Here is a 24,960-nt window from a genome sequence, read left to right as displayed (position 1 = left end):
TAGATTACAGAATTTGCCACAAAGCAATAATAGTCCTGCACTTGATAGTTGTCAACATTAAATAAACATATGCGGGATAAATGATGAATAATTATATATTATAACAAACGTGGCGATTAAAAATTGGGAATTTTACCGCCATAAAAAATGAAAGCCCGGGAGCGCGGCGCTTCGAAAATCCGCCTCATCGTAAACCTTAGGCGCGGCATGCTCCGGAAAAAGGCCGCGGCAAAATATCGCAAAATATTACAAAAAAACATCATATCAAACTGCCAAAATAAATAAGGCGATTGGTTTGATTTTTTCCAGTCGTGCCTGTATAATAATAAGCACAAAATAAGCACGAATTAGAAATATGGCCGCATGCTGCCAATAATTTCCATGGGAGGTCACAATTCATGGCGATACCAAAATTTGATCCCAAAGAGCTGCAGGAGGTCGGAAGATTTCCCGGGATGCCCGGAAATCCGGATGTTATCGTATACAATTTCCCGATGACGCCAAAAGAGGCTTACACGGCGTTGTATAACAAGAAGCCGATCTGGCAGATCACAACGATGGAGTCGAGGATGTTCGCCCCGAAGTGCAACCCGGACAATATTGCCCGGGCGTTTGTCTTTGACGGGACGCATACGCCCCAGACAGGCGGCACCGATATGTTCGGCATCGAATGGGAATTTGTTCCGCAGGTCGGCGGTTCCATGGTGCGGCCGGGCAAGCCGTTTATTGAGGACGCCAATGAGATCACAGACAAGGTCGTGTGGCCCGATATAGAAAAGTGGGACTGGGAGGGCTGTGCCAAGGCAAACGCCGAGTACCTCTCCGAGCAGAACTTCAACATCTGCTGGTTTTTAAACGGCTGGTATGAACGGCTTATCTCCTTTATGGATTTCGAAGGCGCCATCGTCGCCATGATCGACGAGGACCAGAAGGACGCCGTCAAGGACTTCTTCGACAAGCTGTCCGACCTTTACATCAGGATATTTGACAAATACCTTACATATTTCCCGAATATCAGCGCTTTCTGCATACACGACGACTGGGGCAGCCAAAAGGAGACATTCTTCTCTCCGGCGACCGCCGAGGAGATGATCGTGCCCTACATGAGGCGTGTTACTGATTTTATCCACTCCAAGGGCCGGTTCTGCGAGCTGCACAGCTGCGGCCAGCTTTTAAAGCAGGTGCCGAATATCATCGCCGCCGGCTGGGACTCGTGGTTCCCACAGCTGATGAACGACACGCACAAGATCTATGAGCTCTATGGCGACAAGCTCATCGTCGGCGTTGCGCCCGAAGCCTTCGACCCTGCCGCGACCTCCGAGGAGGAGCAGCGGGCAAAGGCCAGGGATTTTGCCAACAAGTTCAGCAATCCGGCCAAGCCGTCCTTCTACAATATCTATGCAGGCCAGTGGCTGACGCCGGCCTACAGAGAAGAACTCTATAAGCAGTCCCGCATCAATTACAGCAAGTGATCAGAGAGAGGGGGCTGCCCAGGCCGGCGGCCCCCTTTACTCGGGATACGGCGCATTTCCGGCGGCGTATCCGGTGACGGTGTTAATAAAAAATATAATATATATAGTACAAGTTGGAGGCCAGAAAATGTCTATACCAAAGTTTGACCCGAAGGAACTCAAGGTTGTTGCCGAGATACCGGCCAACCCCATCATGCCGGGGATGAAAATCTATGATTTCCCCGTGACGACGAAGGAAAACTGCGTCGCTGCCCTGTCGAGAAAACCGTACTGGCAGATGCTCGGCAACGTTGAGGGCCGGACGTTTACCCCCAGAGTGCTTCCCGACAACGTCGCGCGCGCGTTTGTGTTTGAGGCCACGCCCTTCGACCCCAACAAGGGCGGCGGCAAGGATATGTTCGGCATCGAATGGGAGTACATAGCGCAGGTCGGAGGCTCGATGGTCCGCCCCGGCAAGCCGTTTGTCGAGGACGCCAACGATATCGCGGACAAGGTCGTCTGGCCGGATATCGACAAGTGGGACTGGGAAGGCAGCGCGAAGGAAAACAAGGATTATCTCACGCCGGACGCCTTTAACCTGTGTTGGTTCCAGACCGGATTTTACGAGCGTCTCATTTCCTTCATGGATTTCGAAAACGCCATCATGGCCATCTTCGACGAGGATCAGAAGGACGCTGTGCACGCCTTTTTCGACAAGCTGTCGGACCTGTATATCAGAATCTTTGACAAGTTCATCACCTATTTCCCGGGCATCGACGGCTTCTACATCCATGACGACTGGGGCAGCCAGAAAGAGACGTTCTTCTCGCCGGCCGTCGCCGAGGAGATGATCGTGCCCTACATGAGAAGGGTCACCGACTTTATCCACTCCAAAGGGAAGTTTTGCGAGCTGCACAGCTGCGGCCAGCTTTTAAAGCAGGTCCCCAACATGATCAAAGCCGGCTGGGACGCCTGGGGCGGGCAGCCGATGAACGATACGGCCAAAATCTACGAGCTCTACGGCGACCAGATCCTTGTCGGCGTCCTGCCGGAGCCGTTTGATCCCGAAACGACGTCAGAGGAAGAGCAGCGCGCCAGGGCCAGGGAATATGCCGATAAGTTCTGCAATCCGGCCAAGCCCTCCTTCTTTAACTTCAACGGCATGAAATATATGACACCTGCGTTCAGGGAAGAGCTCTACAAGCAGTCCCGTATCAACTACAGCAAGTAGGATATAAAACAAATCCCTTGGATTCATAATGAATTCAAGGGATTTTTCTTTGGGCGGACGTCACAGCGACGTCAGGAACTTCAGGGAATACAGGTCGCACATGATTGTTGCGCGCGTGATGAGGTCTTCGAGGACGAAATAGCTGTAGCCTACTTCTGTGAGAATGCCCGTTCTGTCGGTATACAGGTTTCCGCCGATGCTGAATTCCGCGCGGACCCGTTTCCCGATCTGGGACTTCAGATACGCCGGGATATAACCGGTATCCATAACCGTCGGCGGGCCTTCCACGGTGGGGCTGGGGCCGTAGGTGACGTCTCTCGTCAGCGTGCTCGGCATGCCCATGCCCGTGCTGGCGCCAGCCACCCCGCCGGCGGCCGTGCCGGCAGCCGGCAGACCTGTCTGGACAGGATAGACAACAGGAGGGTCCGCCTGATACTGCGCCGGGGAGACACCCATCTGATTGAGCATATTTGCCGGTGCCTGATACTGCGCCGGAGAGACGCCCATCTGATTGAGCATATTCGACGGCGCCTGGTACTGTGCCGGTGAAAGGCCCGTTTGATTGGGATTGCCGGCCGTCATATTCTGATACGTCGCGGGGGACACGCCTGTCGGCTGCGGCGCTTTGGGTGCCGTGTATGTGGCGGGGGAGACGCCCATGGGCATTGAGGTTTTGGGTGCTTCCTGATATGTGGCGGGAGAAACACCTGTGGGCGTCGATGTCTTGGGTTCCTGATATGTAGCGGGGGAGACGCCCGTGGGCGTTGAGGTCTTGGGTGCCTCCTGATATGTAGCGGGGGAGACGCCCGTGGGTGTTGAGGTCTTGGGTGCCTCCTGATATGTCGCGGGGGAGACGCCCGTGGGTGTTGAGGTCTTGGGTGTTTCCTGATATGTCGCGGGAGAGACGCCCGTCTGGTTCGGTGCCGCCTGATACTGTGCGGGGGCGGTATCCGTGTACGGGCGCAGCTGAGGCGTTGCGTTTTGCGTGCTGCCCGGGTTTGAGAAGACTTTGTTGTCAACCCAGCTTAAGTTGTTTCTATTCATAGCTGAACCACCTTATATAATTATGTTTCCGCATAAGCCGCCGTTGGGTTATAAAAGCAGTGCTGCCGGATTCTCGTATACCAGTACCCTGTGCCGTTGTATGGAAACGGATCGGGGCAAACCGGATTGAACGGGTTCATGTACCACAGTGAGTCGGTGCCGACTCCGGAAAATGTGCCGCCCTGGAGCGCCCAATCCGCAATTTCGTAATGGATCGGCTCCGGCGTCATGTTCCATATGTTCTGCGAGTTTGTCTGACCGCCGATTATAGTTTTATAGCATGAAAATTGACACGTCTGCTCGATAACCCGGCGCAGGTCGCCCTGGCCGGTCCTGAGGTATTCTCCGTATGCGACATGAACACGGTTCATGACAACCGTCGCGACGGCCCGCATGCCGCCGTCGCCCTCGCCCTCAGCCTCGCATCGGATCAGCCTGGCAAATAATTCTCTTGTATCCAAAAACATCACCTCGGTACTTTAATCTATTCATTAACGGAAAGTGTTGACACATCCAAAGCCCAATTCTGTGCGTAAGCAATTTATACTATCAAAAAACAGCCGCAATCAGCCGGTTTCTGCACATCTGAATTTTTCGCACCTCATTATCTAAAATTCTCTATTTCATATTGAAAATTTTCGATACATCTGATATATTTTCCTTATCTTTCCTCATTTTAAGAAAGTGAAAGGAGACCGTCCTATGAAGAATGAGTATATCCGCGTATTCCGCGCCTTTACGGACGAAAGCCGCGTCCGCGTCCTCGAAATTCTTTTATCAGGCGAGCAATGCGCCTGTGTCCTGCTGCATGACCTGAATATCAGTCAGCCCACGCTCTCGCATCACATGAAAATTCTCTGCGATTCAGGTATTGTGAAGCGCCGCCGCGTCGGCAAGTGGAGCTACTACTCCATCAACACGGAGGGCTGCGAATATGCCAGCCGCTTGCTGAATGCCATTGTCAAGCGCAATATGGAGGGCACGCTCCGTGTTTCCCGTTACGCGCATCGCTTCCTGCGCCGCGCCAAGGCAATGTCTGGGCGAGCGGACACGGACGGGACGAGTATCGCCCGTATCTGCTGTTGACAGCATGAAATTACTAAAGAGGAGAAGTACCAATGAACACATATTATAACCCTGAAGATCTGGCGCAGTTTGGCAATATGGGCGAGGACGCCCCTGCGCTGTGGGAGAAATTTATGGCGTATTACGGCAAGGTTTTTGAGGACGGGGCTCTGACGGCCAGGGAAAAGGCTTTAATCGCCTTTGCCGTCGCCCACGCCGTTCAGTGCCCGTATTGCATCGACTCATATACGCAGGCTCTTCTGGAGAAAGGTGTCAATCAGGAGCAGATGATTGAAGCGGTCCACGTCGCCGCCGCAATCAGAGGCGGGGCCACGCTGGCCCACGGCATGCAGGCCAAGAACGTCATCAGAAAATTAGAGCTGTAGCCGGCGATGGGCAATAAATACCTGGAAAGAATAAAAAACATTCCATCCTTCTCCGAGCTGGAGGAATGTCAGACATTCGGTACGACCCAACAAAAGCTCGACATCATGCAGGTGAACATCGGCAAAAAGTGCAACCTGGCGTGCAAGCACTGCCATATCGAGGCCGGACCCAACCGCATGGAAATGATGAGCAGGGATGTCATGGCAGCCTGCCTGGAGGCCTGTAAGAAAAATCAATTCAGGACGCTGGATATTACCGGCGGCGCGCCTGAAATGAATCCCGACTTAGAGTGGTTTGTGCGGGAAGCAGCCAAACACGGGATACACACGATCGTCCGATCGAACCTTGCCATATTAAACGAAGAGGGCTGCAGGCATCTTCCTGAGTTTTATGCTCAAAACAAGGTCGAGTTGGTTGGTTCGCTGCCTTACTATACTGAGAAGGACACGGACAGGCAGCGCGGTAAAGGCGTTTTCGCCTCGTGCGTCGCCATGCTTCGCGAATTGAACGGCCTCGGATATGGGAGGAACTCAGCCTTAATATTGAATCTTGTCTACAATCCGGGCGGCGCGTTCCTGCCCCCGGATCAGGAAAGCTTGGCTGTGGAATACAGGAAAAAGCTCTCCGAGCTATACGGAATTACATTCAATAACCTGTATACGATCACAAATAATCCGATTGGGAGATTCGGTGATTTCCTAGACAGGAGCGGCAATCTGGCGGGATATATGGACCGCCTCGTTTCAGCCTTCAACCCTGCCTCTGTTGAGAACATGATGTGCCGCAATCAGATTTCCGTGGATTGGGACGGCACGATTTACGATTGTGATTTCAATCTGGCGCTGGGGCTTACGGCCAACGTCCCGTATCGTATTCAGGACCTGGCGGATACAGGGCTTTCGGAGAGAAAAATCGTTTTCGGCAATCATTGCTACGCCTGCACGGCCGGCGCGGGTTCCAGCTGCGGCGGCGCGACAGCTTAAGGAGAAGCTATGCGGATTGATAAAAAAGTAAGAGATATTCTGGACAACGCCTATGCCGAGCAGTCACCGGGACGGGAGGACTGCGCCTATTTGCTCGCCTTCGATGAAAATTCACTGGAAGCATATATGATGCGCGCCGTTGCCTCTCATATTGTGCGCAGCCGGAATGACAACTCCGCCATTATTCTCGGCCAGATCGGCCTGGAGATGGCCCCCTGCCCGGGAAATTGCGGCTTTTGCTCCTTCGGCAAGGACCACACCAAATTTCAAAAGAACAGGATCAGCGATGAGGATTTCGCCTCAAAGCTGACGGATTTCTGCAAGGACGACGATTTGTACGGCCTGTACCTGATGTCCATGCATGAATATGATCTGGACTTTTTTCTTGAAAAGGTGCGCCTGGCCAAGAAGCTGATCCCCGGCTCGACACAGCTCTTGTCAAACGTCGGCGATACGGACCTTGACGCATTTAAGGAAATGAAAAAAGCCGGCATTACCGGCGTCTATCACGTCTGCCGCATTGGGGAAGGCTGTGTGACCGCGTTAGACCCTGAAAGACGGATGAAAACCATGCAGAACGCGTTGGACGCGGGCCTTCAGATTTTCAGTTGCCTTGAGCCGATCGGCCCTGAACATACGATTGAAGAGCTCGTGGAAAATATGTTTATCGGCATCGACCAGGGCTGCACCCAGCACGCCGCCATGCGCCGGGTCCCGGTTCCCGGGACGCCGCTGGCCAAATACGGCCAGATTTCAAATCTCCGGCTGGGGCAGATCGTCGCCGTCGTCGCACTGGCGACATTTTCAATGCCGACCATGACGTATATGGGCGTCCATGAGCCGGCCGAAATCGGCTACGTCTCGGGGGCCAACGTCGTCACGGCCGAAACGGGCGTCAACCCCAGAGACCACGTGGCGGAGACCTCAAACAGCAGGGGGATGGATATGGCGGCATGCCGGAAAATGCTGTTTGACAGCGGTTTCAAGTACATCCGCCGCGGCAATGAGGACAAGATCCCCTTGGATTTAACCTATGTGCTGGAACACGGCTGAGCGGGAGGCGTATTGTAATGACAACCGAAAAGGAGATCGCCGGGCTGTTCACGCAGGGGTTTGACTGTGGGCAGGTCGTGCTCGCAAGCGCCGCCGAGAGGCTTGGCCTCGACCGGAGCGAGGCATACAGAATGACGGCGGGCTTCGGCGGTGGCCTGTTCCGGGGGCAGACCTGCGGGGCCGTTGCCGGCGCGATCATCGCGCTCGGCATGAAATACGGGCATTATGAGCCGAACACGCCGGACAGGAAGAATCAGAACACGGCCAAGGTATTGGAATTTCAGCAAAAGTTCATGGAGAAATATTCGTCCACGGTCTGCCGCGAGCTTTTAGGCTATGATATAAGCAAGCCGGAGGAAATGAAGATCATCCTGGAAAAAGGCCTGCTCCTGAATTTCTGCCCGAAGGTCGCGGCCGATGCCATAGAGATTTTAAATGAGCTTTTGTAGCTCCGGAGCGGATGAATGGATAACATAGTTTTTGATTGCGACAATACATTTGGGGTGCGTGAATGTCCGGTGGATGACGGCTTGGCGCTCCTCTATCTGCTGGGCAAGCCGCAGGCCCGTCTGACAGGCGTCACAACGACCTACGGGAACAGCAATGTTGACGTCGTTTATGACAATACGAAAAACATGCTGCTGGACCTGGGCAGGACCGATATACCCGTCTTAAAAGGAGGCGCGTCGAAAAATAACCGTAAATCTGAAGCGGCGGAGTTTTTGGTGGAACAGGCTAATCTATATCCGGGCAGCCTGAAGATTCTGGCCACCGGCGCTCTGACAAATCTGTGCGCCGCCTACGAGCTGGATCATGAATTCTTCGGAAAAGTCAAGGAGATCGTCCTAATGGGCGGTATCACGGAGTCGCTTTTTCTGAACGGCGTCAAGCTGGACGAGCTTAACTTTTCCTGCGATCCCGAAGCCTCCTGTTGTGTTCTGACAAACGGCAGAAACGTCTCGATCGCGACGGGCAACAACTGCCTTCCGGCATATATCCGGCACGAGGATTATAAATCCCGTCTGCTGAATTCGCCCAATCCTGTTGGGCGGTACATATACGAGCAAACGAAAAGCTGGTTTGACGTTAAAGTCAAAATGTACGATCTGAACGGCTTTTACGCCTGGGATGAAGTATCGGCGGTGTATTTGCTTGAAAAGGCGATGTTTGCCGATTACAGGCATCGGTATGCGGTTACCCCGGCTGACCTTGAGCGAGGATTTATCGGGAATCAGGCCGAGGCTTTGACCCATGAGGTTAATCTGCCGACAATCCGCGATGTGGAGGCTTTTAAAGAAGAACTCTACGCAAATTGGCTGAGGGTTAGCAGGTAAGAACAGTATTAGAGAGATGAAAGGGCCGGTTGGGATGTATTTGAGGGCCATCGGCAATCGTCTCCGGCAATCCCGCCAAACGATATGGTTTAGCGGGATTTTGCTGTTTTAAGTCGATTTAAGCCATAGGTTCTCTATACGCGGCGGCGGTACGTTGAATCTGGGGTACCTATTTGAAAGATTTTGTGGAAATATGCGCGCTGCCGTCGTGACGCCTTGTTTTATAGCGCGCTCTGTTATAAAATGACAGATAGTATATGGAAGCAGAGCTCAATATAGGAAATCATAATAACAAAACTTCTCATTATGTTTATTAGGGGCTAAGGGATATTCCCGAAACTGATTGCAGTTCCCAAAAGGCGAGGAGGTGACAAGGCTTGGCGGTCCATGATTTTTCTGCAAAGCAGATTTTTTGGGGCAATATTCTGCTGATTATCTGCTGCGTGTTTTATCTGACCTGGTGGATGCTGGCCTTCAAACCCACCGGAGCTGTCAAGGGCATGAAAACGGGATGGCTCCTGATTCCGGCCGTCGTCGCGGGGTTGGCGGCAGTGTTTCTGGCGGTAAAGGGGGTCCGGTCCGCATCCGCCGGCGCGGCGCTGTTCCCAAGCGGGGCGCTTTTATGGGGTGGTATCGCCGCGTATATCATCCTGCTGGCGGTCACGCGCCTGCTCTTTAAGAGGCCGGTCACGACAGAACTGATTCTTATTGTCGGGTGGGCAGTGCTGGCGCTGTCGGAGCTCAACGCGCTGTATGGGATGGGCCGGTTCTCTTACCTTCTGGCGGTCACCTTTGCCGTTGTGGCCGGGGCTGCCGCAGTGATCAGCCTCGTCTGCTATGTGCTGTACTATAAGCTTGGAGGCCGCGCAGGGTATGTCGACGGGATGATTCCGCTTTTAACGGCGGCGCTGGTCACGGCAGGCATCACCGTCGCCATGGCGGGTTAAGCTGATTTATATAAACATGGAGGACGGGCATGACAGAGGTGGTATTCGGCGACAGCGTGAAAGGTTCCATGCGAGCAGCACAAAGCTGCGGTAATGGCGCAGTCATTGAACTCTGCAAATTGTCGAGAAGGGTCCGCATCCCTATGAAACAGTTCTATGTAAAGGTAACCACTTACATGGATTTTAGGCATGCACCATCAAAACCGGCTTATACAGCAGACGCTCCAACAGGCACAAAAACACATCCTCCGGGGTGAAAAACATATTAGGGGTGGCCATATGAACAAGCATAGCGTTATATTGTTTGCTGCCGTATGCGCGGCTGTTTTGCTGACCTCATGCAGCGGCAGCGTGGTTCCTCCCGAAACGGCGCCGCCTGCGTCTGTCACAGCGTCCGCTGAAGCGCCTGTACCGCCTGCCGGTCTCGCGGATGCGCTGTCCGGACTCTGGGTGAGAATCGACGGCTCGACCGCCACAATACCGCTGACGACCGCGCTGCATGGTTTCTTCGGCGGCGCCGGAAGTCCGCCGACGCACTATACAACGTCGAGTGCGTATTACAATCTGTTTCACGGTTCGAAAGACCTCATCCTTGTCACCTATCCGTCAGAAAAAGAGCTTTCCGAAGCGCGGGATCTTGGTATGGAACTGGATATCATTCCCATTGCCAAGGACGCGCTGGTCTTCCTCGCGAACATCGAAAATCCGGTTGACGGCGTTTCGCTCCAGCAGCTGTGCGAGATATACACCGGGAAAATCACGAACTGGAAAACGCTCGGCGGGCTTGATGAAAACATTGCACCTTATCAGCGTACCCAGGGTTCCGGCAGTCAGACGCTCCTCAACAAGCTGGTGATGGATGGGCTGGAGCCTGTTAAGCCGCCCGAAGAGTGGGTGGCCGAGTCGATGGGCGCCCTGGTCGAGGTGGTGTCAAGCTATGACAACGCACGCGAGGCCATCGGCTACTCAATGTTCTACTATGTCAATAATATGTACGGCAACAGCTCTTTCAAGCTGCTCGGCGTAGACGGCGTAAAGCCGTCGCGTGAGACGATAACGCGCGGCGAATACCCGTTGGAGGACTATTACTACGCTGTCGTGCGCAAAGACATGCCCGCCGACAGCCCCGCGCGTCAGCTGATTGACTGGCTGCGCACCGACGACGGACAGACCGTGGCCGCGCGCGCGGGCTATATCCCGCTGCGGCCCCTTGCAAACGTCTTCCCCGACGAAACGATGGACCCGGTTTATCTCGGTGACGTTGATAATTCCAGCGGCACCGGAGGCACGGAGCTTAAGCCCTCGGGCGCGATAGACGAAATTGTTGTCAATGGCGTCAGGAAGCCGCTGTCGGCTCTGTTCTACGACGGGTTCAACTACATCCGGTATATCAACAGCGAGATAACGAGCTGGCTGAACTCTCCGGAGAGCGCTTCTTTATACAGTCCGGGCCCTTTGAGCAGCGGCCCCGCGGCGGAGAACGCCAAACGCGCATTTACCGGCATACCGAATGACTATCCCAGCTATGAGCTTGCGGATATGGACAAGGACAGCAGATATCTCTACATCAATCTGCCGGAGAGCAATCCATTCTTCAACGGGCCTGTGACCTTCAGAATCCGCCTGACGTCCGACATAAGCCCGTATGGAATAGGGATTGACGATTTTTCAGTTGTATACCATTACGGCAGGCGTATGCTGCCAAACGTCGACCTGTTCACGCTGGACGTGAAGCTGACGCAATCGCCCGATGTTGCCGAACGGATCAACAGCCAGCTCAAAGCGTGGACCGACGGATTCCCGGGCGATAATGGCAAGACCAAATTGCTTGATATGTTTGTAAAATGGTACGCTGATGGCTGGTATGTCGAACATCCCGAAAACGCCTACCGCTTACAGCCCGCCTATGGGCGGTGGGGCGACTATCTGTCGGTGAGCTTCCCCCTGCAAACCTACGACGGCCCGTGGTTCAACATGCCCGTGCTTTATACGATATGCTTTGATATGAAAACGGGCAAAGCAGTAAACCTTGCCGAACAGCTCCCGCGCGATATTCCATACTCGAAAGGTATGATATTAGACCCCATCACCAAATTCGAGGCAGGGACGGGGCCTTCACAAGCCAACTATGAAAACTACGTCCCCGCCGAAGGGTCTGTCATTACATCCGCATGGCTTGGGGGCAACGCGCTTGGCCTGTATGTGACCGAACCGAGTGGGCGGAAGCTTCAGGTCAATATCTATGATTGGGCATAGCTTTAAACAAGCAGGATAGCCTCTCGCCGCAGCCTATATACTATAGAAAATATCGCCGAAGGAACCGCAAAAAAAGCTGACATAGTCAGGGGAATTATTGAGCATATGGCTTGCCCGCCTGACAAGGGGCTGGCGCAATCGGCTTATAGAAAAACACGGCTGATTGCGGCTCTCAGGATAAAACGCGGCGGCCTTTCACGGCCGCCGCGTTTTGACAAGGCAATTATTAAGATGCTTCAGTCATCGATGGAGATGACTGAGACGGGGCAGCTGTCGCGGGCTTCCTGGGCGCTGTCTTCGAGCGCAGGGGTGACCTCGGCATACGCCTCCGCCATGCCGTCCGAGCCGATACGGAATACCTCGGGGCAGGTGGTGACGCAAAGGCCGCAGCTGATGCAGCCGGATTTATCGACGCTTGCTTTCATTTTGTGCTCCTTCCTGAAGTTGTGAATCCTTCAATATGTTATCCAGTTCTCGGTATGCTATCCGACCTGTCAGCCCATGAACAGCTGCATAAGAAACGTGATGCCGGCCCCGAGGAGCATGGTCGCTGGGATCGTGACGAACCACGACGTGACGATATTTTTCACAAGCGACCACCTGACGGCGGAAAGCCTTTTCGACGCCCCCACGCCCATGATGGCCGCGGAGATAACGTGTGTTGTGCTGACGGGCGCCTTCAGCGCGGTCATGACCTGGATGACGATGGCCGCGCCCGTCTCGGCGGCAAAGCCGTTGATCGGTTCGAGCTTGATCATGTTGACGCCGATGGTTTTGATGATTTTCCAGCCGCCCACCGATGTGCCGATGGCCATGGCTGTGGCGCAGGCGACGATGACCCAGAGCGGTATGCCGGCGCTCTGGTCCAGAAGGCCGGCGCTGACGAGCGCCAGCGTGATGATGCCCATGGATTTTTGCGCGTCATTGCTGCCGTGGGACAACGCCATGAAGAAAGCGGAGATGATCTGCAAAACGGAGAAGACCTTATGGACCGCCATACGCGTCGATCTCGCGCAGATCTTGAAAAGAGCCTTCATGATTAGAAAGCCGAAGACAAACCCCACGAGCGGGGAGGTCACAAGGGGGATGACGACCTTGTCGAGAACCCCGGACCATACGACCTTTTCAAAGCTGGCGGCGTACACCACGGCGGCGCCCACCAGCCCGCCGATGAGCGCGTGAGAGGAGCTGCTGGGGATGCCGAGATACCATGTGATCAAATCCCAGATGATGGCCGCCAAAAGAGCGGCGACGATGACATACTGTTCCAGAGCGCCGTTGACAAGGCCCTTTGATATCGTCTCTGCGACGCCGGTGCTGAGAAACACGGCGCCGATGAAGTTGGCGGCCGCCGCCATCATGACCGCTATCCTCGGGGTGAGCACACGCGTGGAAACCGAGGTGGCAATGGCGTTTGCCGTGTCGTGAAAGCCGTTGATAAGGTCGAAGGTCAAAGCGATGACAATAACCGCGATCAGCATTAAACTAAGCATGCTTCATTACGACCCCTTCGACGGTGTTGGCCACGTCCTCGCACGCGTCCAGGGAGTTTTCGAGGAATTCGTAAATTTCCTTCCATTTGAGGATTTCAAGCGCGTCCATGCCGCTGGTGAAGAGCGACGACATGGCGCTCCGGTAAAGAACATCCCCGTCGTTTTCAATGCGGTTGACCTCAATGATCTTGGGGCACAGGAGCTTGCTTGTCTTCATATTTTTCATTTCGAGCATCACGATCTTAAGCTCGTCCGTACACGCAACGATCAGGTCCGACAGCTTTTTCGCGTCGTCTCTGATGGATTTAATGTCAAACATGCGGAAGCGGTGGGCCGTATCCTCAATGGCGTCGGTGATATTATCCAGTTCCTTGGCGATCTCGTTGATATCCTCCCGGTCGATCGGCGTGATAAACGACCTGTTCAGCTGCTGAACGATGTCGTGCACCTTGATATCGCAGTCGTGCTCGATTTGCTGGATGGCGTCGATTTTCTTATCGACATCGGTATAGTTGATAATGAGATCGTTCAGTTTTTTTGCCGCAAGGCAGGCCATATCGGCCGTATCGACAAACAGGTCAAAAAAAATCTCTTCCTTTCGCGTAACGCGGAACATATCCAACCACTTCTTTCGTTGATATTAATCTCTCTAGGGATTATTCTAAATTCACTCTGATGCACCTCATAAAAAAACACTCAGCGGTTTTACAAAGCACCGATATCGTCGGTGTCTTGGGGCTGAGTATTTCGTCTGAAGCGGCTCGCGTCGTTCGCGGAGCGAAATTTCCTATAAAATTCTGTGTATGTCGAATCAAAGACATCCATTTCAAGCATTTTCTTTCCCCGGAGAACAGCTTCCTGTCCGGAACCGCGGCGCGCCTTTGCTGCGGTTACGTTAAATATATGTTACATTCGTGTTAAGATTAGCACAAATCGGGTTAAATAACAAGGAATAATATTTACAAGACGAGGCGTCCCGCGGCCAGCGGGGACTGTGATTTACTCACAGAAAACGATGGGAAACAGGGTATAATAAAACCATAAATAAAAACGTGAGGAGCGATGTGCATGTCGACATTAACGATAACAAAGGACAACTTTGAAAACGAGGTCATCAATTCCGATAAACCGGTGCTGCTGGACTTCTGGGCGGCCTGGTGCGGCCCGTGCAGGATGGTGTCACCCGTGGTGGACGAGGTGGCCCGCGAGGTGCCCGCGGCCAAGGTCGGCAAGGTGAACGTGGATGAACAACCGGAGCTGGCCCAGGCTTTCCGCGTCATGAGCATCCCGACGCTCGCCGTCGTCAAAGGCGGCAAGGTCGTCAAGACCGTGGTCGGCGTCCGCCCGAAGGAGGACATACTGAGGATGCTGGAAGCATAGAAAAGACAAGGGGCAAGAGCCCTCGCATATGTAAACGTCAGCTGTCATTCTGAGCGAAGCGAAGAATCTCCAGGAAGCCCTCGGCCGTTGTGCCGAGCAGGTTCTCCTGGAGATTCTTCACTATTAAATGCAGCTTTTATTCCGCCAGCTTTCTGAGCTTCTGCTTGTTGATAATCCTGATACCGCCGCGGGAGAGCTCCACGATGCCCTCGGAGGAAAAGTACTTGAGCATCCGGCTGACCACCTCCCGGGCGCTGCCCACGTCCCGGGCCACCTGCTCATGGGTCAGATGCACCGTGTCATCCGCCGTTTTCGCAATCTCGTCCCAAAGGAAGACGGCCAGCCGTTTGTCCATGCTCATAAACAGGATCTGCTGCATGGCCCACATCACGTCGGAAAACCGGTCCGTCGCCGTCTTGTAGACAAAGCACTCCACGTGGATATTGCGCTCCATCAGCGACTGAAGGTACAGGGGGCTTATAAACAGCACCTCCGAATCCTCCTCGGCGTCAATCTGAACCTCAAAGGTGATGGCCGATAAAACGCAGGAGGCCGACAGAACACAGACGTCCCCGGCGCCCAGGCGGTAAAGCGTGATTTCTTTTCCGCTTTCCGAGAGCATGTACGTGCGCAGCTGGCCCTTTTTGATGAGGAGCATGCCCTTGCAGTCGTTTTCGCCGTTGTGGATGCAGGCGCCCTTTGCGTAGCGCGTCAGGACGGTGTCGGAGAGCATACCATCCTGCTCTTCCTTTGTCAGATGCGCCCAGGCCGAAAAATGTGCCGAGAGGAGCCCGGCTGTTTCCGCCGTGTCCATGCTGTCATCCCCCCATTGTTATGATGGTTATATTGTAATTGATTTTTCGGGCGTATACAAGACTTGAGATAACGAGGACAGGAGAACTTCATTCCGCCGATAAGAACGGCGGGGTGTTGCCACCCCGCCTGATGCGAATATTAATCTGGATACCATTAGGCCGTCACGGCGTGGATAATGGCCTGGGCGATATTTTCGAGGGGGAGCTGCTTCTCCACGGCCCCGATATCGCGGGCGACCTTCGGCATGCCGTAGACGACGGAGGAGGCCTCGTCCTGGCCAATCGTCCTGGCGCCCTTCTGGCGCATGGCCAAAAGCCCTTTGGCGCCGTCGCTGCCCATGCCGGTCAGAATAACGCCGACGGCGTCGCCGCCGCAGGCTGCCGCCACGGAATTGAACAGCACGTCCACCGACGGGCAGTGCCCGTTGACCTTTTCGCCGGCGGCGACCTCCACCCGGAGCCGGTCCCCCAGCTTTTTGACGGTCATATGCTTGTCACCCGGGGCGATGAGCACGGTGCCGGGTTCGACGTAATCACCCGTCTGGGCCTCCTTGACGCGCATTGGGAGCGCCTTGTCCATCCTGTCGGCGAACATCTGTGAGAAGACGGGCGGAATGTGCTGTACGATGACAATGCCCGGCAGATTTGCCGGCAGGCAGGTGAGCACGTTGAACAGGGCCTCCGTCCCTCCGGTGGAGGCGCCCATGGCGATGACCCTCTTCGTTGCCGCCTTGGCGGATTGCTGCACATTCCGCGCCGGCTCCGCGCCGGCTTTGGGCTTCGGGACCTGGGCGCCGTAGGCGATTTTGACTTTCTCAACAAGCTCGCTCAAAAAAATCGCCGGCGTACGGCCGGTGGCGATGTCCGGCTTGGCGACGAAATCGACGGCGCCGGCATTCATGGCGTCCAGCACCCGTTCGCTGACGGAGCTGACGATAACGACCCGCAGGGGATACTGAGGCAGCAGCCTGCGGATAAATTCGATGCCGTCCATTTTTGGCATAACGACGTCGCAGATCATGATGTCGGGCTCCAATTCGACGATTTTGTCCCTGGCGTCGAACGGGTCCACGGCCGTCCCCACGACGAGAATGTCAGGGTCGGCGGAAATGCCCTTTGAAACGACGCCCCGGAAAAGCGCGCTGTCGTCTACAACGAGAACACGTATTTTTTTTGCCTGCTTCACATTAACGCTCCTCTATTCTTTTCGGTAAACAGCAGGCATAATGAATTTATATTTTGTTTGCTCCCGGTTGAGCGATTCTGCGTGGCCAATAAACAGATAGCCGCCTTCTTCGGTTGCGTCGTAAAACCTGCCAACAAGTTCATGCTTGGTATCGTTGTTGAAGTAGATCATGACGTTTCTGCAGAAGATCACGTGGAATTTCTTTTTGAACGCGAACGACTGGTTCATAAGATTAAATCTTCTGAAAATGACCTCGTTCTTTATTTTATCGCTGACGGCGCTGGTTTCGGCGTCAACAGGCGTAAAGTAGCTCGACTTCCAAAGCGGCGGGACAGGCTCGATCTCCCGCTTGCTGTACACGCCCTGTTTCGCCGCGTCCAAAGCCTTCAGGGAGATGTCGGTGGCCAGAATCTTGGTGTCCCAGTTCCTCTTGTCGGCGCCGAAGTATTCGTCGATGATCATTGCCAGAGTGTACGGCTCCTCGCCGGTGCTGCAGCCGGCGCTCCAAACGCGCAGGTCACGGCTTCTGACCTCCTGGCTCAGATAAGGGAGCACCTTGTCGCGGAAGTAATTGAAGTGCTCCGGTTCTCTCATGAAAAACGTGTGATTCGTTGTGATCTTGTTCATGAGCTCAATGGCCGCCTCGCCGGTTTTGTCGCGAAGGATATACTCAAAGTACTCGGTAAAGCTCTTAAAGTCGTGCTGGGTGAGAATCCCGTGAAGGCGGCCCGTGACGAGGGCCATCTTTTCTTCCTTCAGCTGGATGCCGTAATTTGCCTTAATATAATCGGCTATCTGCCGAAACTCTTTTTCGGTTATTTTTATCATCTTGTCACTCCGTTGCCGAGGGAGGAAACACAGGGGTATCCCGTCCCTTGAAGCGGCTGCTTTGATTTGTGGGTATGGCGCGTTTCAGCCCGCCGAGGCCTCCGACAGCAGCAGGGCGGACGCGTACTGCGCGCCTGCCCGTAAGATATCAGGTTATATGCTGAGCTCTCCGATCTCGTCGGCTGTTAAAAGCTTTTCGCAGTCTACGACTAAAACGATACCGTTTGCCGTCTTGCCGATGTTCTTGACAAATTTGTTGCCTGTCGAGGTGTTGATGCCGGGCAGGGGAGAGATTTCCTCATCCGGTATCGTCAGGACCTCCGAAACGCTGTCGACGATGAGGCCGTACGAAAAGCCGTTTATGCCGACGACGATGACGCATGTCCTGTCGTCATACGGCTTCGGCTCCTTGCCAAAGCGCAGCCGCACGTCGATGAGCGGAATGATCCTGCCCCTGAGGTTGATGATTCCCTTGACATAGCTCGGCATTTCGGGCATTTCGGTGATGCTCTGAATACCGATGATTTCCGTCACATATTTGATCTCGATGCCGAAGGATTCGTTACCGACTAAAAAATCCAGGAATCTGCCTTTCTGTGCGTCTTCGATAATCTCTGTTGTGGTTGCAATTTCGCTCATGACCGTACCTCCAAAATATTTATGATCGTCTTCGTCCGTTTTGCCGCGCCGGGAGATTCATGCCGGCGCGGTGGCAGGACGTTCAGTATTTGCCGAAATCGTCGGTGAGGGAGATTTTTGCCGCCGCGGCGCTCCTTGACGGCAGCTTGGCCGCCGCTTTCCGGGCGCCGGTCCCGGACGGGGCCGGCTTCCCGCCCCGCAGCTTGAACAGGCTGACGTGCTCCTTCAGCTGCGCCGCCTGACCGGAGAGCTCTTCGCTGGCCGCCGCGCTTTCCTGTGCCGTGGCCGCGTTCGTCTGAATGACCTGCGAGACCTGCGCGATCCCAAGGTTGACCTGCTCGATGCCGCGCGCCTGCTCGGCGGACGCCACGGCAATGGAACTGATAAGCTCGGCGGCCTTGTCCACATTGGTGACGATTTCATCCAGCGCTTTCGCTGTCTGATTGGCGATCTTCGTGCCCGTTTCAACCTTTTGGATAGAGTTCTCTATGAGCTCCGTCGTCTCCCTGGCGGCATTGGCCGACCGGCCGGCCAGATTCCTGACCTCTTCGGCCACAACGGCGAAGCCCTTGCCGTGCTGGCCGGCTCTGGCCGCTTCCACGGCCGCGTTCAGGGCGAGGATGTTTGTCTGGAACGCGATATCATCGATGACCTTGATGATCTTGTTGATATTGCTGGAAGAGATGCTGATTTCATCCATGGCCTTCAGCATATCCTGCATCTGGGTGTTGCCGTCGGCGGCATTTTCCTTGGCGTTTCTGGCAAGACTGTTTGCCTGTTCCGCGTTTTCAGCGTTCAGATGTGTCTGGGAGGAAATCTCCGTCAGCGACGCCGTCAGCTGCTGCACGGTGCTGGCCTGGTGCGCGGCGCCCTCCGACAGCGACAGGCTGGAGGTGGACACGAGCTCGGCGCCGGACGCCACCTGGTCGATAGCGCCGGCGATCGACGCGACAAGACGGTGAAAATTGGTGACGAGCTCGGATACGCCGTTGCCGAGCTGATCCTCGGGACAGCATACCGGCACCTCGACGGACAGGTCGCCCTGGGCCACGCTCTTAACGCAGCCTGACAGATTGAACATATAGCCGATCAGTTGGGAGAAGGTGCGCGAGAAGCTGCCGATCTCGTCTTTATAGTTGAGCGTGACCCCATCTCGCTTCCGCAGCAAATCGGCGGTGTTCAGATTGCCGACGGAGAACCGCTCCATGATGCGCTCGTTTTTCCACATGGGATCGACGACAAGAAAAGCATTGTAGAAGCCGAACAAAACAGCGAGAACAAGCTCAAGAAGGGACGCGGCGGCGAGAATAATGACAAAAGTCTGCGAGTTCTCGGGCTTTTGCAGGATAACCAATATTCCAAGAGCCCCGATGGCGGCGGCAATGACGGCGATAAGCAGAAAACTGACGACAAGCTTCGTCCGGACCTTTAAATTCACAAACCATTTCATGCTGTAACGCTCCTCGCTCAGTATTTTCCGAAGTCATTCCCACCCAGGCTGATTTTCTGGGCGGCGGGGATTGACGCCGTCAGGCGCGCCGGCCCGCCGGCGCTTTGCTTTGCCGCTCTTCTCAGCTTGAATTCGCTGACGGACTCTTTCAGATGAGATGCCTGGCTCGACAGCTCCTCGCTGGCCGCGGCGCTCTCCTGACTTGTGGCGGCGTTGGTGGAGACGATCTGCGAAACCTGCTGGATGCCGCTGTTGATCTGCTCGAGGGCGTGCGCCTGCTCGTTTGAGGCCAGCGCGATGGAGTTGACGAGGTCGGCGGCCACGTCCACCTGTGCGGCGATCTGACTGAGCGCCTCGGCGGTGTCCCTGGCGATTTTCGTGCCGGCCTCGACTTTTCGCTTGGAGCCTTCGATCAGGTCCGTCGTCTCATTGGCGGCGCTGGCCGATCTGGCTGCAAGATTTCTGACCTCCTCGGCCACGACGGCGAAGCCCTTGCCGTGCTGTCCGGCTCTGGCTGCCTCGACGGCGGCGTTCAGCGCCAGAATATTCGTCTGGAAGGCAATATCGTCGATGACCTTGATGATTTTACTGATGCTGGAGGAGGATGCGTTGATCTCGTCCATGGCGTTCAGCATGCCCTGCATGTGCCCGTTGCCGGCGGCGGCGTTGGATTTGGCCTTCTGGGCATAGTCATTGGCCTTTTCGGCGTTTTTGGCGTTCAGGTTCGTCTGCGTCGCGATTTCCGACAATGCCGCCGTCAGCTCCTGAATGGAGCTGGCCTGCATGGTGGCCCCCTGTGAGAGAGAAAAGCTCGAGTCGGCGACGAGGCTGGAGCCGGAGGACACCTGATCGGCGGCGGAGGATATGGCGCTGACGACACGGTGCGTATTGTGGACAAGCTCCAGGAGCGCCTGCCCGAGCTCATCCTCATTGCATTTCATATGAATTTGAGTTGTCAGGTCGCCCTGCGCGATCTGCCTGGCGTCGGCGACCTTTTCCCTGTTGCAGTTGACGAGGTTGATGAACATCAGGGCCTGCTTGATGGTCTCGTCCTTGCTGGCGGTGTCGAAGTTAGGGTCGTTGTCAAAATATGAGAGATTGCCCTCGGCCAGCTTTCCCATGCCCACGGTCAGACCGGCGATATAGGCCGCTATTTTTTTCTTAAAGTATCGGATGGTGAAAAATGAAATAAAGAAGCATATAAGAAATAAAACGCCAATCACGATGAATTGGGTCAGATTGCTGAAGGCGACCAGGCCGAGCGCCGGGTTGAGCGCCAGCAGGCATAATAAAATGACAAGGACGCCGATCATCGTAAAGGTAAAGACCAGCTTCCCGGTAATGCTCAACCTTCTGTACCATTTTCTCATAAGTCACAGATCCTTTACATTTAATTTTGAAAATTCCGCGCACAGCAGTCCAAGCGGAATATTTCAATGCTGTAAGATTTATCGGATTTTTTTGAAAACAATTTATGAATTTGTCAAAATATCACAAATCGTACAAATATATGGTATGTAATTTATGGAGAAAAGGCAGGTTGCCCGGCGGGAACAAGAAATCCCACGGCGTCGACGTGGGATTTCGATATACATTAAATATGTATTACAGCAGCATATCCATAAGGAGACCCCTGATTTCATCGACCTTGCTCAGAAAATCCAGCCTGTCGCTGTTCTGGCTCAAAACATCCCTGCCCAGCTCGTCGAGCTTCTCATCGACGATGCCGACGGAGGAGAAGATCCGCTGACGGCCGCCGCGGTCGAGGATTTGCTCGGAGTCGAGCATGTAGGCATTTCTGACGATTTCGGACAGCAGGCTTTTCAGCTGGTCGAGATAGCGCTCAAACGCCTGCATGTTGACATGGACAAGCAGATCCTTCGAAAGCGCGGCCATCTCATCGAGAATGGCCGCAACGCGGTTTTTGTAATCCTCTTTCAGATGGCCGCCCAGCTGCTCTCGGAAGCTGCCGCCCGCATTCCCGCCGGAACCCGTCGGAATCGAGGGAATACCATAGCCTATAGCGCTGTCCGAACGTTTGATTCTGCCTAAATCCATCGTCTAATCCTCACAGCGGCCTGCCGCGTTATTTTGTGAAATCAACACTGTCTCCCGGCTCACTCATAAACCCCGGGCGTATATACGCAGAGAGATTTTTTTTGTTGCGCACCTTCAAGATCTCTGTTTTATACTGCTGCATCCTGCCGCTGACGATCTTCATGAGCTCCGTATCTTTTGCGGAAACCTCGTCTAAAACAGCCCGGATCGACCGCCGTGTTTCGTCCACGTCCGCCGGCAGCACGCTGCCGGAGTCGTTGCCGTCCGTGCTCTCTAAAATGAGATCGATTTTATGCTCCGTGTTGACCAGCGATTCGATGATTTTCTCACGGTTGCTCACGACCTCGAGGATTTTATCGTCATCGTCGCCCAGAAAGACGTCAAAATTGTCGTCGGAGTATTTTTGAAGCGCCATGCACGACTGCAGCGCTTCCGTCATCAGCGTGCGCAGCTCCTCATGGGCGGTCCTGGCCGTATTCATCCGGCGCTCACCTCTGAAGCGAAGCCGTAGGAGGATTTGGAGATCTGCTGCCATGTATCCCGTATTGACGTGAGGATATCCAGCATGTCGGGGAGAAGCGTCAAATCCTTTTTGATGTTCATATCGCGCAGCGTGCGAAGCAGATACTCGTAGATGTCCAAAAGCTTGGCCGACAGCTCCACGCCGGGGTCCAGGCAATTAATAAGCTCCATGATAATATCCTGCGCGTTCCGGAAGTGTGTATGGGCGCCGCTGAGGTCATTGTTTTCAGTCAGACAGATCTCCGCGAGCTTCAGGTTTTTGATACAGGAGTCGTAGAGCATGACAATCAGCTCGCACGGGCTGGCCGTCATGACACTCTGCTTTAAGTATTCCTGCCGCAAGTTTTTATTTCTGTAATCCACCTTAAATACCTCACTACTTGTTCTGTTACTGCCTGCTATTTACGGTCAGCCCGAAGTCGAGCCAAACATCTGGCTGATATAGGACGCCTGCGAGTTGAGCTTTGACAGCGCCGTCTCCATGGCGCTGAACTTGGCATAATAACGGCTTGCCAGGCTGTCCAGCTTGTCCTGCAAATCGGAAAGATCACTTTCATAGGATGATATTTTTTCTTGCGAGGTCTCGATGGTATCGTCCAGGGTGTCGTCATAGTTTGACATGATCGAGCGCAGCTTGTACATCAGCCCCTGGTCGGACGACGCCGAGGTACTGCTGCCGTTTGTAAACATTGCCACGACCTGATCGGGATTGTTTTTAAGGGCTTTTTCCAGCTCGTCCGTGTCGAGGACCAACTGGCCGGCGTTGCTGTCAAAATAGCTGGCTGTGGTAATGCCGATCGACGTCATGTTCATTCCCGTACCGCCGAGGGGGGAATAAAAGGCGTTTTTAAGATTTGAAATGAAGCTCTCCAGCTGCATGTTGTGCCGCAAAAGGCCGCTTTTCGCCTTCTCGTTCCACGCGTCGATCTGCTCCGTCGTCATGGATTCCTTTTGTGCGTCGGTCAGGGGAGGATAGTCCGCGGAATTGTTTTTTTCGTTGAGCAGCGTTGTCAGCGACGTGATCATCGTATTAAACGCATCGACCATAGTCTTCACGGCGTTGGTCGTGGCACTGTAATCCCGCTCGACCGAGAAGTTTATTTTTTCGTTGGCGGTGCCCTTTGTGACGGCTTTCAGGGAATACGTCACATTATCGATGGTGAATTCGTTCGAGTCCCGGGTGACCTTGACCCCGTTAATAGAGACAACGGCGTCGGTGCCGCCCTGCCGCGTCCCTTCCGGAATGCCAAAAGCGCTGTTCTTCCCGAAGAGATTCCCTGAGATATTTTGGATAGAAACGCTGCCGCCCGAAGTGGGGCTGATCGTAAATCCGTCCGTTGCGCTGTCGTATGACATGTGCACCTTGGCGTCCGGATCGCTGTTTATCGTGTCGAGCATACCCTGCAGCGTCGTCGTTTTTGCGAAGGTAAAGGTTTTGCCGTTGATGGCAAAGGAGAAGTTGCCGTTGGCGTCCGACATCAGTTTTTTCGCGAAAGACAGGCTCGACAGATTGGCTGACGTATCAATACCGCTGATATTGCTGCTGGATACGACGTCGCCGCTGGTCGTACCCTCCGCGATGCCGAAAGCACCGTCGTCGCCGAAAGCATTGCCGGAGATATTTATAATCTTGACCGGGTCGCCGCCGGTGGACTGGATCGTAAATCCGTCTGTCACACTGCTGTAAGACATCGTCACTCCGGCGTCCGGATCAGCGTTAATCTGATCAAGCATATCCTGAAGCTTTGTTACAGCAGAGAAAGTAAACGTTTTATCATTAATGGAAAAAGATATATTGCCATCATCGTCAAACTGAAGCGCCTTTGAAAAAGATAAGCCGGCCAGAGACGATGATGTGCTGATCCCGCTGGATACGCCTTGGCTGCTGAAAGCGGCGGTGTCGGCTGAAATAATACCTTCCTCGATGCCGAAGGCACTGTTTGTCCCAAAGGCGTTTCCTGAAATGTTCCTGATCAAGACGCTGCTGCCGGCGCCGCCCGAATCGGAGGTGATGGTGAAGCCGTCGGTCAGCTGGCTGTATTTCATCGTGACGTTGGCCGTCGTATCATTATTGATTGTATTGAGCATGCTCTGCAGCGTCGTATCGCTGGAGAACGTGAATGCTTTTCCGTTGATGGAAAACGAGATATTACCGCCGCTGCCGAATTTCAGGGCGTTTCCGAAATTCAGCTCCGCAAGTGTCTTGCCGGATGAAATATCGCCGCTTCCGCCGGCAGATATATTACTGCTGGAGATTGACGCGTTCTGAGCCAGCTGGTCAACCTGGACTGTATAGCTGCCAGCGGCCGTCGTCGATGACGCGGAGAGCGAAACGGCGCTGGTGGTGACGTCCGAGGTCACCTTATAGCTGTAATAAGTCGCCGTTTTCAGCATGCTTGAAGAGCCGGTAACGCTGGCGTATGTATTCTGAAACGTGTTAATCGTCTTCTGAACACTCGACCAGGTTTCTTCCAGCCAGCCCTGCTTTGTTTGCTGCTGCTTAACCTTGTCAATTTTCGCCTGCTGACCTGACGTCATCGCCTGAACAAGGGCGTCGGTATCCAGGTTCGAGAACATGCCGGTCAGCCGGTTGCTGCTGTATCTCGTGCTGTACGAATTGGCGCCTGCTGCACTTGTTGAATTGACAGAAGCCATAAATGATCAACTCCAATCGATTCCGGATGAATCCGCACACATTTTAATAAGTATTTGTGAAACGGATATCTTTTTTTGAACGCTCCCGGAGCTTTCTATTTATCATTATCGGTTCAATTCTACCAAAATTAACGTCTGGATGCAAATTTATAAATCTTTCTCCGCTGCCCGGACGCTTTCAGC

The 24,960-nt window shown here is 54.2% G+C and carries 26 protein-coding genes; 11 read left to right on the top strand and 15 right to left on the bottom strand.

Annotation, left to right across the window (positions count from 1 at the left end; genetic code table 11):
* Nucleotides 1-398 precede the first annotated feature (398 nt).
* Both BUB60_RS05795 and BUB60_RS05790 read left to right on the top strand, forming a co-directional pair.
* On the top strand, nucleotides 399-1,472 hold the full coding sequence (locus BUB60_RS05795; protein WP_073076717.1) for a uroporphyrinogen decarboxylase/cobalamine-independent methonine synthase family protein: 1,074 nt from the start codon (nucleotides 399-401) through the stop codon (nucleotides 1,470-1,472).
* A gap of 127 nt (nucleotides 1,473-1,599) precedes the next feature.
* Nucleotides 1,600-2,682 carry a uroporphyrinogen decarboxylase family protein gene (locus BUB60_RS05790; RefSeq protein ID WP_073076716.1) on the top strand — a complete coding sequence of 361 codons (1,083 nt, stop codon included), beginning with the start codon at nucleotides 1,600-1,602 and terminating at the stop codon, nucleotides 2,680-2,682.
* Nucleotides 2,683-2,742: 60 nt separating this feature from the next.
* Here the strand turns inward: BUB60_RS05790 and BUB60_RS05785 are convergent, their stop codons facing one another.
* Together BUB60_RS05785 and BUB60_RS05780 are read right to left on the bottom strand one after the other, a co-directional pair.
* On the bottom strand, nucleotides 2,743-3,726 hold the full coding sequence (locus tag BUB60_RS05785; RefSeq protein WP_073076715.1) for a hypothetical protein: 984 nt from the start codon (nucleotides 3,724-3,726) through the stop codon (nucleotides 2,743-2,745).
* A gap of 20 nt (nucleotides 3,727-3,746) precedes the next feature.
* The gene (locus tag BUB60_RS05780) at nucleotides 3,747-4,193 is read right to left on the bottom strand and encodes a cell wall hydrolase (RefSeq protein WP_073076714.1); all 447 of its coding nucleotides are present in this window, start codon (nucleotides 4,191-4,193) and stop codon (nucleotides 3,747-3,749) included.
* A 235-nt stretch (nucleotides 4,194-4,428) separates the two neighbouring features.
* On the opposite strand from BUB60_RS05780, the gene BUB60_RS20795 reads away from it, so the two are divergent.
* The 8 genes from BUB60_RS20795 (at nucleotide 4,429) to BUB60_RS05740 (ending at nucleotide 11,751) form a co-directional block, all read left to right on the top strand.
* Nucleotides 4,429-4,812: an ArsR/SmtB family transcription factor gene (locus BUB60_RS20795; RefSeq protein WP_073076713.1), complete on the top strand. Its 384-nt coding sequence runs from the start codon at nucleotides 4,429-4,431 to the stop codon at nucleotides 4,810-4,812.
* Nucleotides 4,813-4,844: 32 nt separating this feature from the next.
* Nucleotides 4,845-5,177 carry an arsenosugar biosynthesis-associated peroxidase-like protein gene (locus BUB60_RS05770; protein ID WP_073076712.1) on the top strand — a complete coding sequence of 111 codons (333 nt, stop codon included), beginning with the start codon at nucleotides 4,845-4,847 and terminating at the stop codon, nucleotides 5,175-5,177.
* Nucleotides 5,178-5,183: 6 nt separating this feature from the next.
* Nucleotides 5,184-6,161: an arsenosugar biosynthesis radical SAM (seleno)protein ArsS gene (arsS, locus tag BUB60_RS05765; protein WP_073076711.1), complete on the top strand. Its 978-nt coding sequence runs from the start codon at nucleotides 5,184-5,186 to the stop codon at nucleotides 6,159-6,161.
* Nucleotides 6,162-6,170: 9 nt separating this feature from the next.
* Nucleotides 6,171-7,214 carry a radical SAM family protein gene (locus tag BUB60_RS05760; protein ID WP_073076710.1) on the top strand — a complete coding sequence of 348 codons (1,044 nt, stop codon included), beginning with the start codon at nucleotides 6,171-6,173 and terminating at the stop codon, nucleotides 7,212-7,214.
* A gap of 17 nt (nucleotides 7,215-7,231) precedes the next feature.
* The gene (locus tag BUB60_RS05755; protein ID WP_073076709.1) at nucleotides 7,232-7,663 is read left to right on the top strand and encodes a C-GCAxxG-C-C family protein; all 432 of its coding nucleotides are present in this window, start codon (nucleotides 7,232-7,234) and stop codon (nucleotides 7,661-7,663) included.
* Between the two features lie 15 nt (nucleotides 7,664-7,678).
* Nucleotides 7,679-8,548, top strand: a complete 870-nt coding sequence (locus BUB60_RS05750) for a nucleoside hydrolase (RefSeq protein ID WP_073076708.1) — start codon at nucleotides 7,679-7,681, stop codon at nucleotides 8,546-8,548.
* A 377-nt stretch (nucleotides 8,549-8,925) separates the two neighbouring features.
* Nucleotides 8,926-9,495, top strand: coding sequence for a hypothetical protein (locus BUB60_RS05745; protein ID WP_073076707.1), 570 nt, complete (start codon nucleotides 8,926-8,928; stop codon nucleotides 9,493-9,495).
* Between the two features lie 279 nt (nucleotides 9,496-9,774).
* Nucleotides 9,775-11,751, top strand: a complete 1,977-nt coding sequence (locus BUB60_RS05740) for a PstS family phosphate ABC transporter substrate-binding protein (protein WP_073076706.1) — start codon at nucleotides 9,775-9,777, stop codon at nucleotides 11,749-11,751.
* Between the two features lie 236 nt (nucleotides 11,752-11,987).
* On the opposite strand, the gene BUB60_RS05735 is transcribed toward BUB60_RS05740, so the two are convergent.
* The 3 genes from BUB60_RS05735 to BUB60_RS05725 all read right to left on the bottom strand — a co-directional run bounded on the left by BUB60_RS05735 (nucleotide 11,988) and on the right by BUB60_RS05725 (nucleotide 13,860).
* Nucleotides 11,988-12,176 carry a ferredoxin gene (locus BUB60_RS05735; RefSeq protein WP_073076705.1) on the bottom strand — a complete coding sequence of 63 codons (189 nt, stop codon included), beginning with the start codon at nucleotides 12,174-12,176 and terminating at the stop codon, nucleotides 11,988-11,990.
* A gap of 69 nt (nucleotides 12,177-12,245) precedes the next feature.
* A complete protein-coding gene (locus BUB60_RS05730; protein WP_073076704.1) occupies nucleotides 12,246-13,244 on the bottom strand; it encodes an inorganic phosphate transporter in 999 nt (332 codons plus the stop codon).
* Nucleotides 13,237-13,860 carry a DUF47 domain-containing protein gene (locus tag BUB60_RS05725; RefSeq protein WP_073076703.1) on the bottom strand — a complete coding sequence of 208 codons (624 nt, stop codon included), beginning with the start codon at nucleotides 13,858-13,860 and terminating at the stop codon, nucleotides 13,237-13,239. Before BUB60_RS05725 ends, BUB60_RS05730 begins: the two co-directional genes overlap by 8 nt.
* 452 nt (nucleotides 13,861-14,312) lie before the next feature.
* Between BUB60_RS05725 and trxA the strand changes: the two genes are divergently transcribed.
* A complete protein-coding gene (trxA, locus tag BUB60_RS05720) occupies nucleotides 14,313-14,624 on the top strand; it encodes a thioredoxin (protein ID WP_073076702.1) in 312 nt (103 codons plus the stop codon).
* Between the two features lie 136 nt (nucleotides 14,625-14,760).
* Here the strand turns inward: trxA and BUB60_RS05715 are convergent, their stop codons facing one another.
* The 10 genes from BUB60_RS05715 to fliD form a co-directional block, all read right to left on the bottom strand.
* Entirely contained in the window at nucleotides 14,761-15,438 is a 678-nt protein-coding gene (locus BUB60_RS05715) for a Crp/Fnr family transcriptional regulator (protein WP_073076701.1), read from the bottom strand.
* A gap of 155 nt (nucleotides 15,439-15,593) precedes the next feature.
* Nucleotides 15,594-16,625: a protein-glutamate methylesterase/protein-glutamine glutaminase gene (locus BUB60_RS05710; protein ID WP_073076700.1), complete on the bottom strand. Its 1,032-nt coding sequence runs from the start codon at nucleotides 16,623-16,625 to the stop codon at nucleotides 15,594-15,596.
* Nucleotides 16,626-16,637: 12 nt separating this feature from the next.
* Complete coding sequence (locus tag BUB60_RS05705) at nucleotides 16,638-17,453, bottom strand: CheR family methyltransferase (RefSeq protein ID WP_073076699.1); 816 nt, start codon at nucleotides 17,451-17,453, stop codon at nucleotides 16,638-16,640.
* 153 nt (nucleotides 17,454-17,606) lie between these two features.
* Entirely contained in the window at nucleotides 17,607-18,092 is a 486-nt protein-coding gene (locus tag BUB60_RS05700) for a chemotaxis protein CheW (protein ID WP_073076698.1), read from the bottom strand.
* 82 nt (nucleotides 18,093-18,174) lie between these two features.
* Nucleotides 18,175-19,542 (bottom strand): methyl-accepting chemotaxis protein, encoded by a 1,368-nt coding sequence (locus BUB60_RS20790; RefSeq protein ID WP_073076697.1) that lies wholly within the window; start codon nucleotides 19,540-19,542, stop codon nucleotides 18,175-18,177.
* Nucleotides 19,543-19,559: 17 nt separating this feature from the next.
* A complete protein-coding gene (locus BUB60_RS20850) occupies nucleotides 19,560-20,912 on the bottom strand; it encodes a methyl-accepting chemotaxis protein (protein ID WP_084726280.1) in 1,353 nt (450 codons plus the stop codon).
* Between the two features lie 235 nt (nucleotides 20,913-21,147).
* Nucleotides 21,148-21,600, bottom strand: coding sequence for a YaaR family protein (locus BUB60_RS05685; protein WP_073076696.1), 453 nt, complete (start codon nucleotides 21,598-21,600; stop codon nucleotides 21,148-21,150).
* A gap of 28 nt (nucleotides 21,601-21,628) precedes the next feature.
* A complete protein-coding gene (locus BUB60_RS05680) occupies nucleotides 21,629-22,081 on the bottom strand; it encodes a hypothetical protein (RefSeq protein ID WP_073076695.1) in 453 nt (150 codons plus the stop codon).
* Complete coding sequence (fliS, locus tag BUB60_RS05675; protein ID WP_084726279.1) at nucleotides 22,078-22,485, bottom strand: flagellar export chaperone FliS; 408 nt, start codon at nucleotides 22,483-22,485, stop codon at nucleotides 22,078-22,080. The genes BUB60_RS05680 and fliS overlap by 4 nt, the downstream gene beginning before the upstream one ends.
* A 45-nt stretch (nucleotides 22,486-22,530) precedes the next feature.
* Complete coding sequence (fliD, locus tag BUB60_RS05670; protein WP_073076694.1) at nucleotides 22,531-24,777, bottom strand: flagellar filament capping protein FliD; 2,247 nt, start codon at nucleotides 24,775-24,777, stop codon at nucleotides 22,531-22,533.
* Nucleotides 24,778-24,960: the final 183 nt, after the last annotated feature.

It is taken from the genome of Sporobacter termitidis DSM 10068 (assembly GCF_900130065.1).
Lineage (GTDB): Bacteria > Bacillota > Clostridia > Oscillospirales > Oscillospiraceae > Sporobacter > Sporobacter termitidis.
This window is presented reverse-complemented; position numbering and strand designations above follow the sequence as displayed.

Bases quoted from the DNA above. Each gene is read 5' to 3' on its own strand.
- BUB60_RS05795 (WP_073076717.1), top strand. From the start codon at position 399: ATGGCGATACCAAAATTTGATCCCAAAGAGCTGCAGGAGGTCGGAAGA.
- BUB60_RS05790 (WP_073076716.1), top strand. From the start codon at position 1,600: ATGTCTATACCAAAGTTTGACCCGAAGGAACTCAAGGTTGTTGCCGAG.
- BUB60_RS05785 (WP_073076715.1), bottom strand. From the start codon at position 3,726: ATGAATAGAAACAACTTAAGCTGGGTTGACAACAAAGTCTTCTCAAAC.
- BUB60_RS05780 (WP_073076714.1), bottom strand. From the start codon at position 4,193: ATGTTTTTGGATACAAGAGAATTATTTGCCAGGCTGATCCGATGCGAG.
- BUB60_RS20795 (WP_073076713.1), top strand. From the start codon at position 4,429: ATGAAGAATGAGTATATCCGCGTATTCCGCGCCTTTACGGACGAAAGC.
- BUB60_RS05770 (WP_073076712.1), top strand. From the start codon at position 4,845: ATGAACACATATTATAACCCTGAAGATCTGGCGCAGTTTGGCAATATG.
- arsS (WP_073076711.1), top strand. From the start codon at position 5,184: ATGGGCAATAAATACCTGGAAAGAATAAAAAACATTCCATCCTTCTCC.
- BUB60_RS05760 (WP_073076710.1), top strand. From the start codon at position 6,171: ATGCGGATTGATAAAAAAGTAAGAGATATTCTGGACAACGCCTATGCC.
- BUB60_RS05755 (WP_073076709.1), top strand. From the start codon at position 7,232: ATGACAACCGAAAAGGAGATCGCCGGGCTGTTCACGCAGGGGTTTGAC.
- BUB60_RS05750 (WP_073076708.1), top strand. From the start codon at position 7,679: ATGGATAACATAGTTTTTGATTGCGACAATACATTTGGGGTGCGTGAA.
- BUB60_RS05740 (WP_073076706.1), top strand. From the start codon at position 9,775: ATGAACAAGCATAGCGTTATATTGTTTGCTGCCGTATGCGCGGCTGTT.
- BUB60_RS05735 (WP_073076705.1), bottom strand. From the start codon at position 12,176: ATGAAAGCAAGCGTCGATAAATCCGGCTGCATCAGCTGCGGCCTTTGC.
- BUB60_RS05730 (WP_073076704.1), bottom strand. From the start codon at position 13,244: ATGCTTAGTTTAATGCTGATCGCGGTTATTGTCATCGCTTTGACCTTC.
- BUB60_RS05725 (WP_073076703.1), bottom strand. From the start codon at position 13,860: ATGTTCCGCGTTACGCGAAAGGAAGAGATTTTTTTTGACCTGTTTGTC.
- trxA (WP_073076702.1), top strand. From the start codon at position 14,313: ATGTCGACATTAACGATAACAAAGGACAACTTTGAAAACGAGGTCATC.
- BUB60_RS05715 (WP_073076701.1), bottom strand. From the start codon at position 15,438: ATGGACACGGCGGAAACAGCCGGGCTCCTCTCGGCACATTTTTCGGCC.
- BUB60_RS05705 (WP_073076699.1), bottom strand. From the start codon at position 17,453: ATGATAAAAATAACCGAAAAAGAGTTTCGGCAGATAGCCGATTATATT.
- BUB60_RS05700 (WP_073076698.1), bottom strand. From the start codon at position 18,092: ATGAGCGAAATTGCAACCACAACAGAGATTATCGAAGACGCACAGAAA.
- BUB60_RS20790 (WP_073076697.1), bottom strand. From the start codon at position 19,542: ATGAAATGGTTTGTGAATTTAAAGGTCCGGACGAAGCTTGTCGTCAGT.
- BUB60_RS20850 (WP_084726280.1), bottom strand. From the start codon at position 20,912: ATGAGAAAATGGTACAGAAGGTTGAGCATTACCGGGAAGCTGGTCTTT.
- BUB60_RS05685 (WP_073076696.1), bottom strand. From the start codon at position 21,600: ATGGATTTAGGCAGAATCAAACGTTCGGACAGCGCTATAGGCTATGGT.
- BUB60_RS05680 (WP_073076695.1), bottom strand. From the start codon at position 22,081: ATGAATACGGCCAGGACCGCCCATGAGGAGCTGCGCACGCTGATGACG.
- fliD (WP_073076694.1), bottom strand. From the start codon at position 24,777: ATGGCTTCTGTCAATTCAACAAGTGCAGCAGGCGCCAATTCGTACAGC.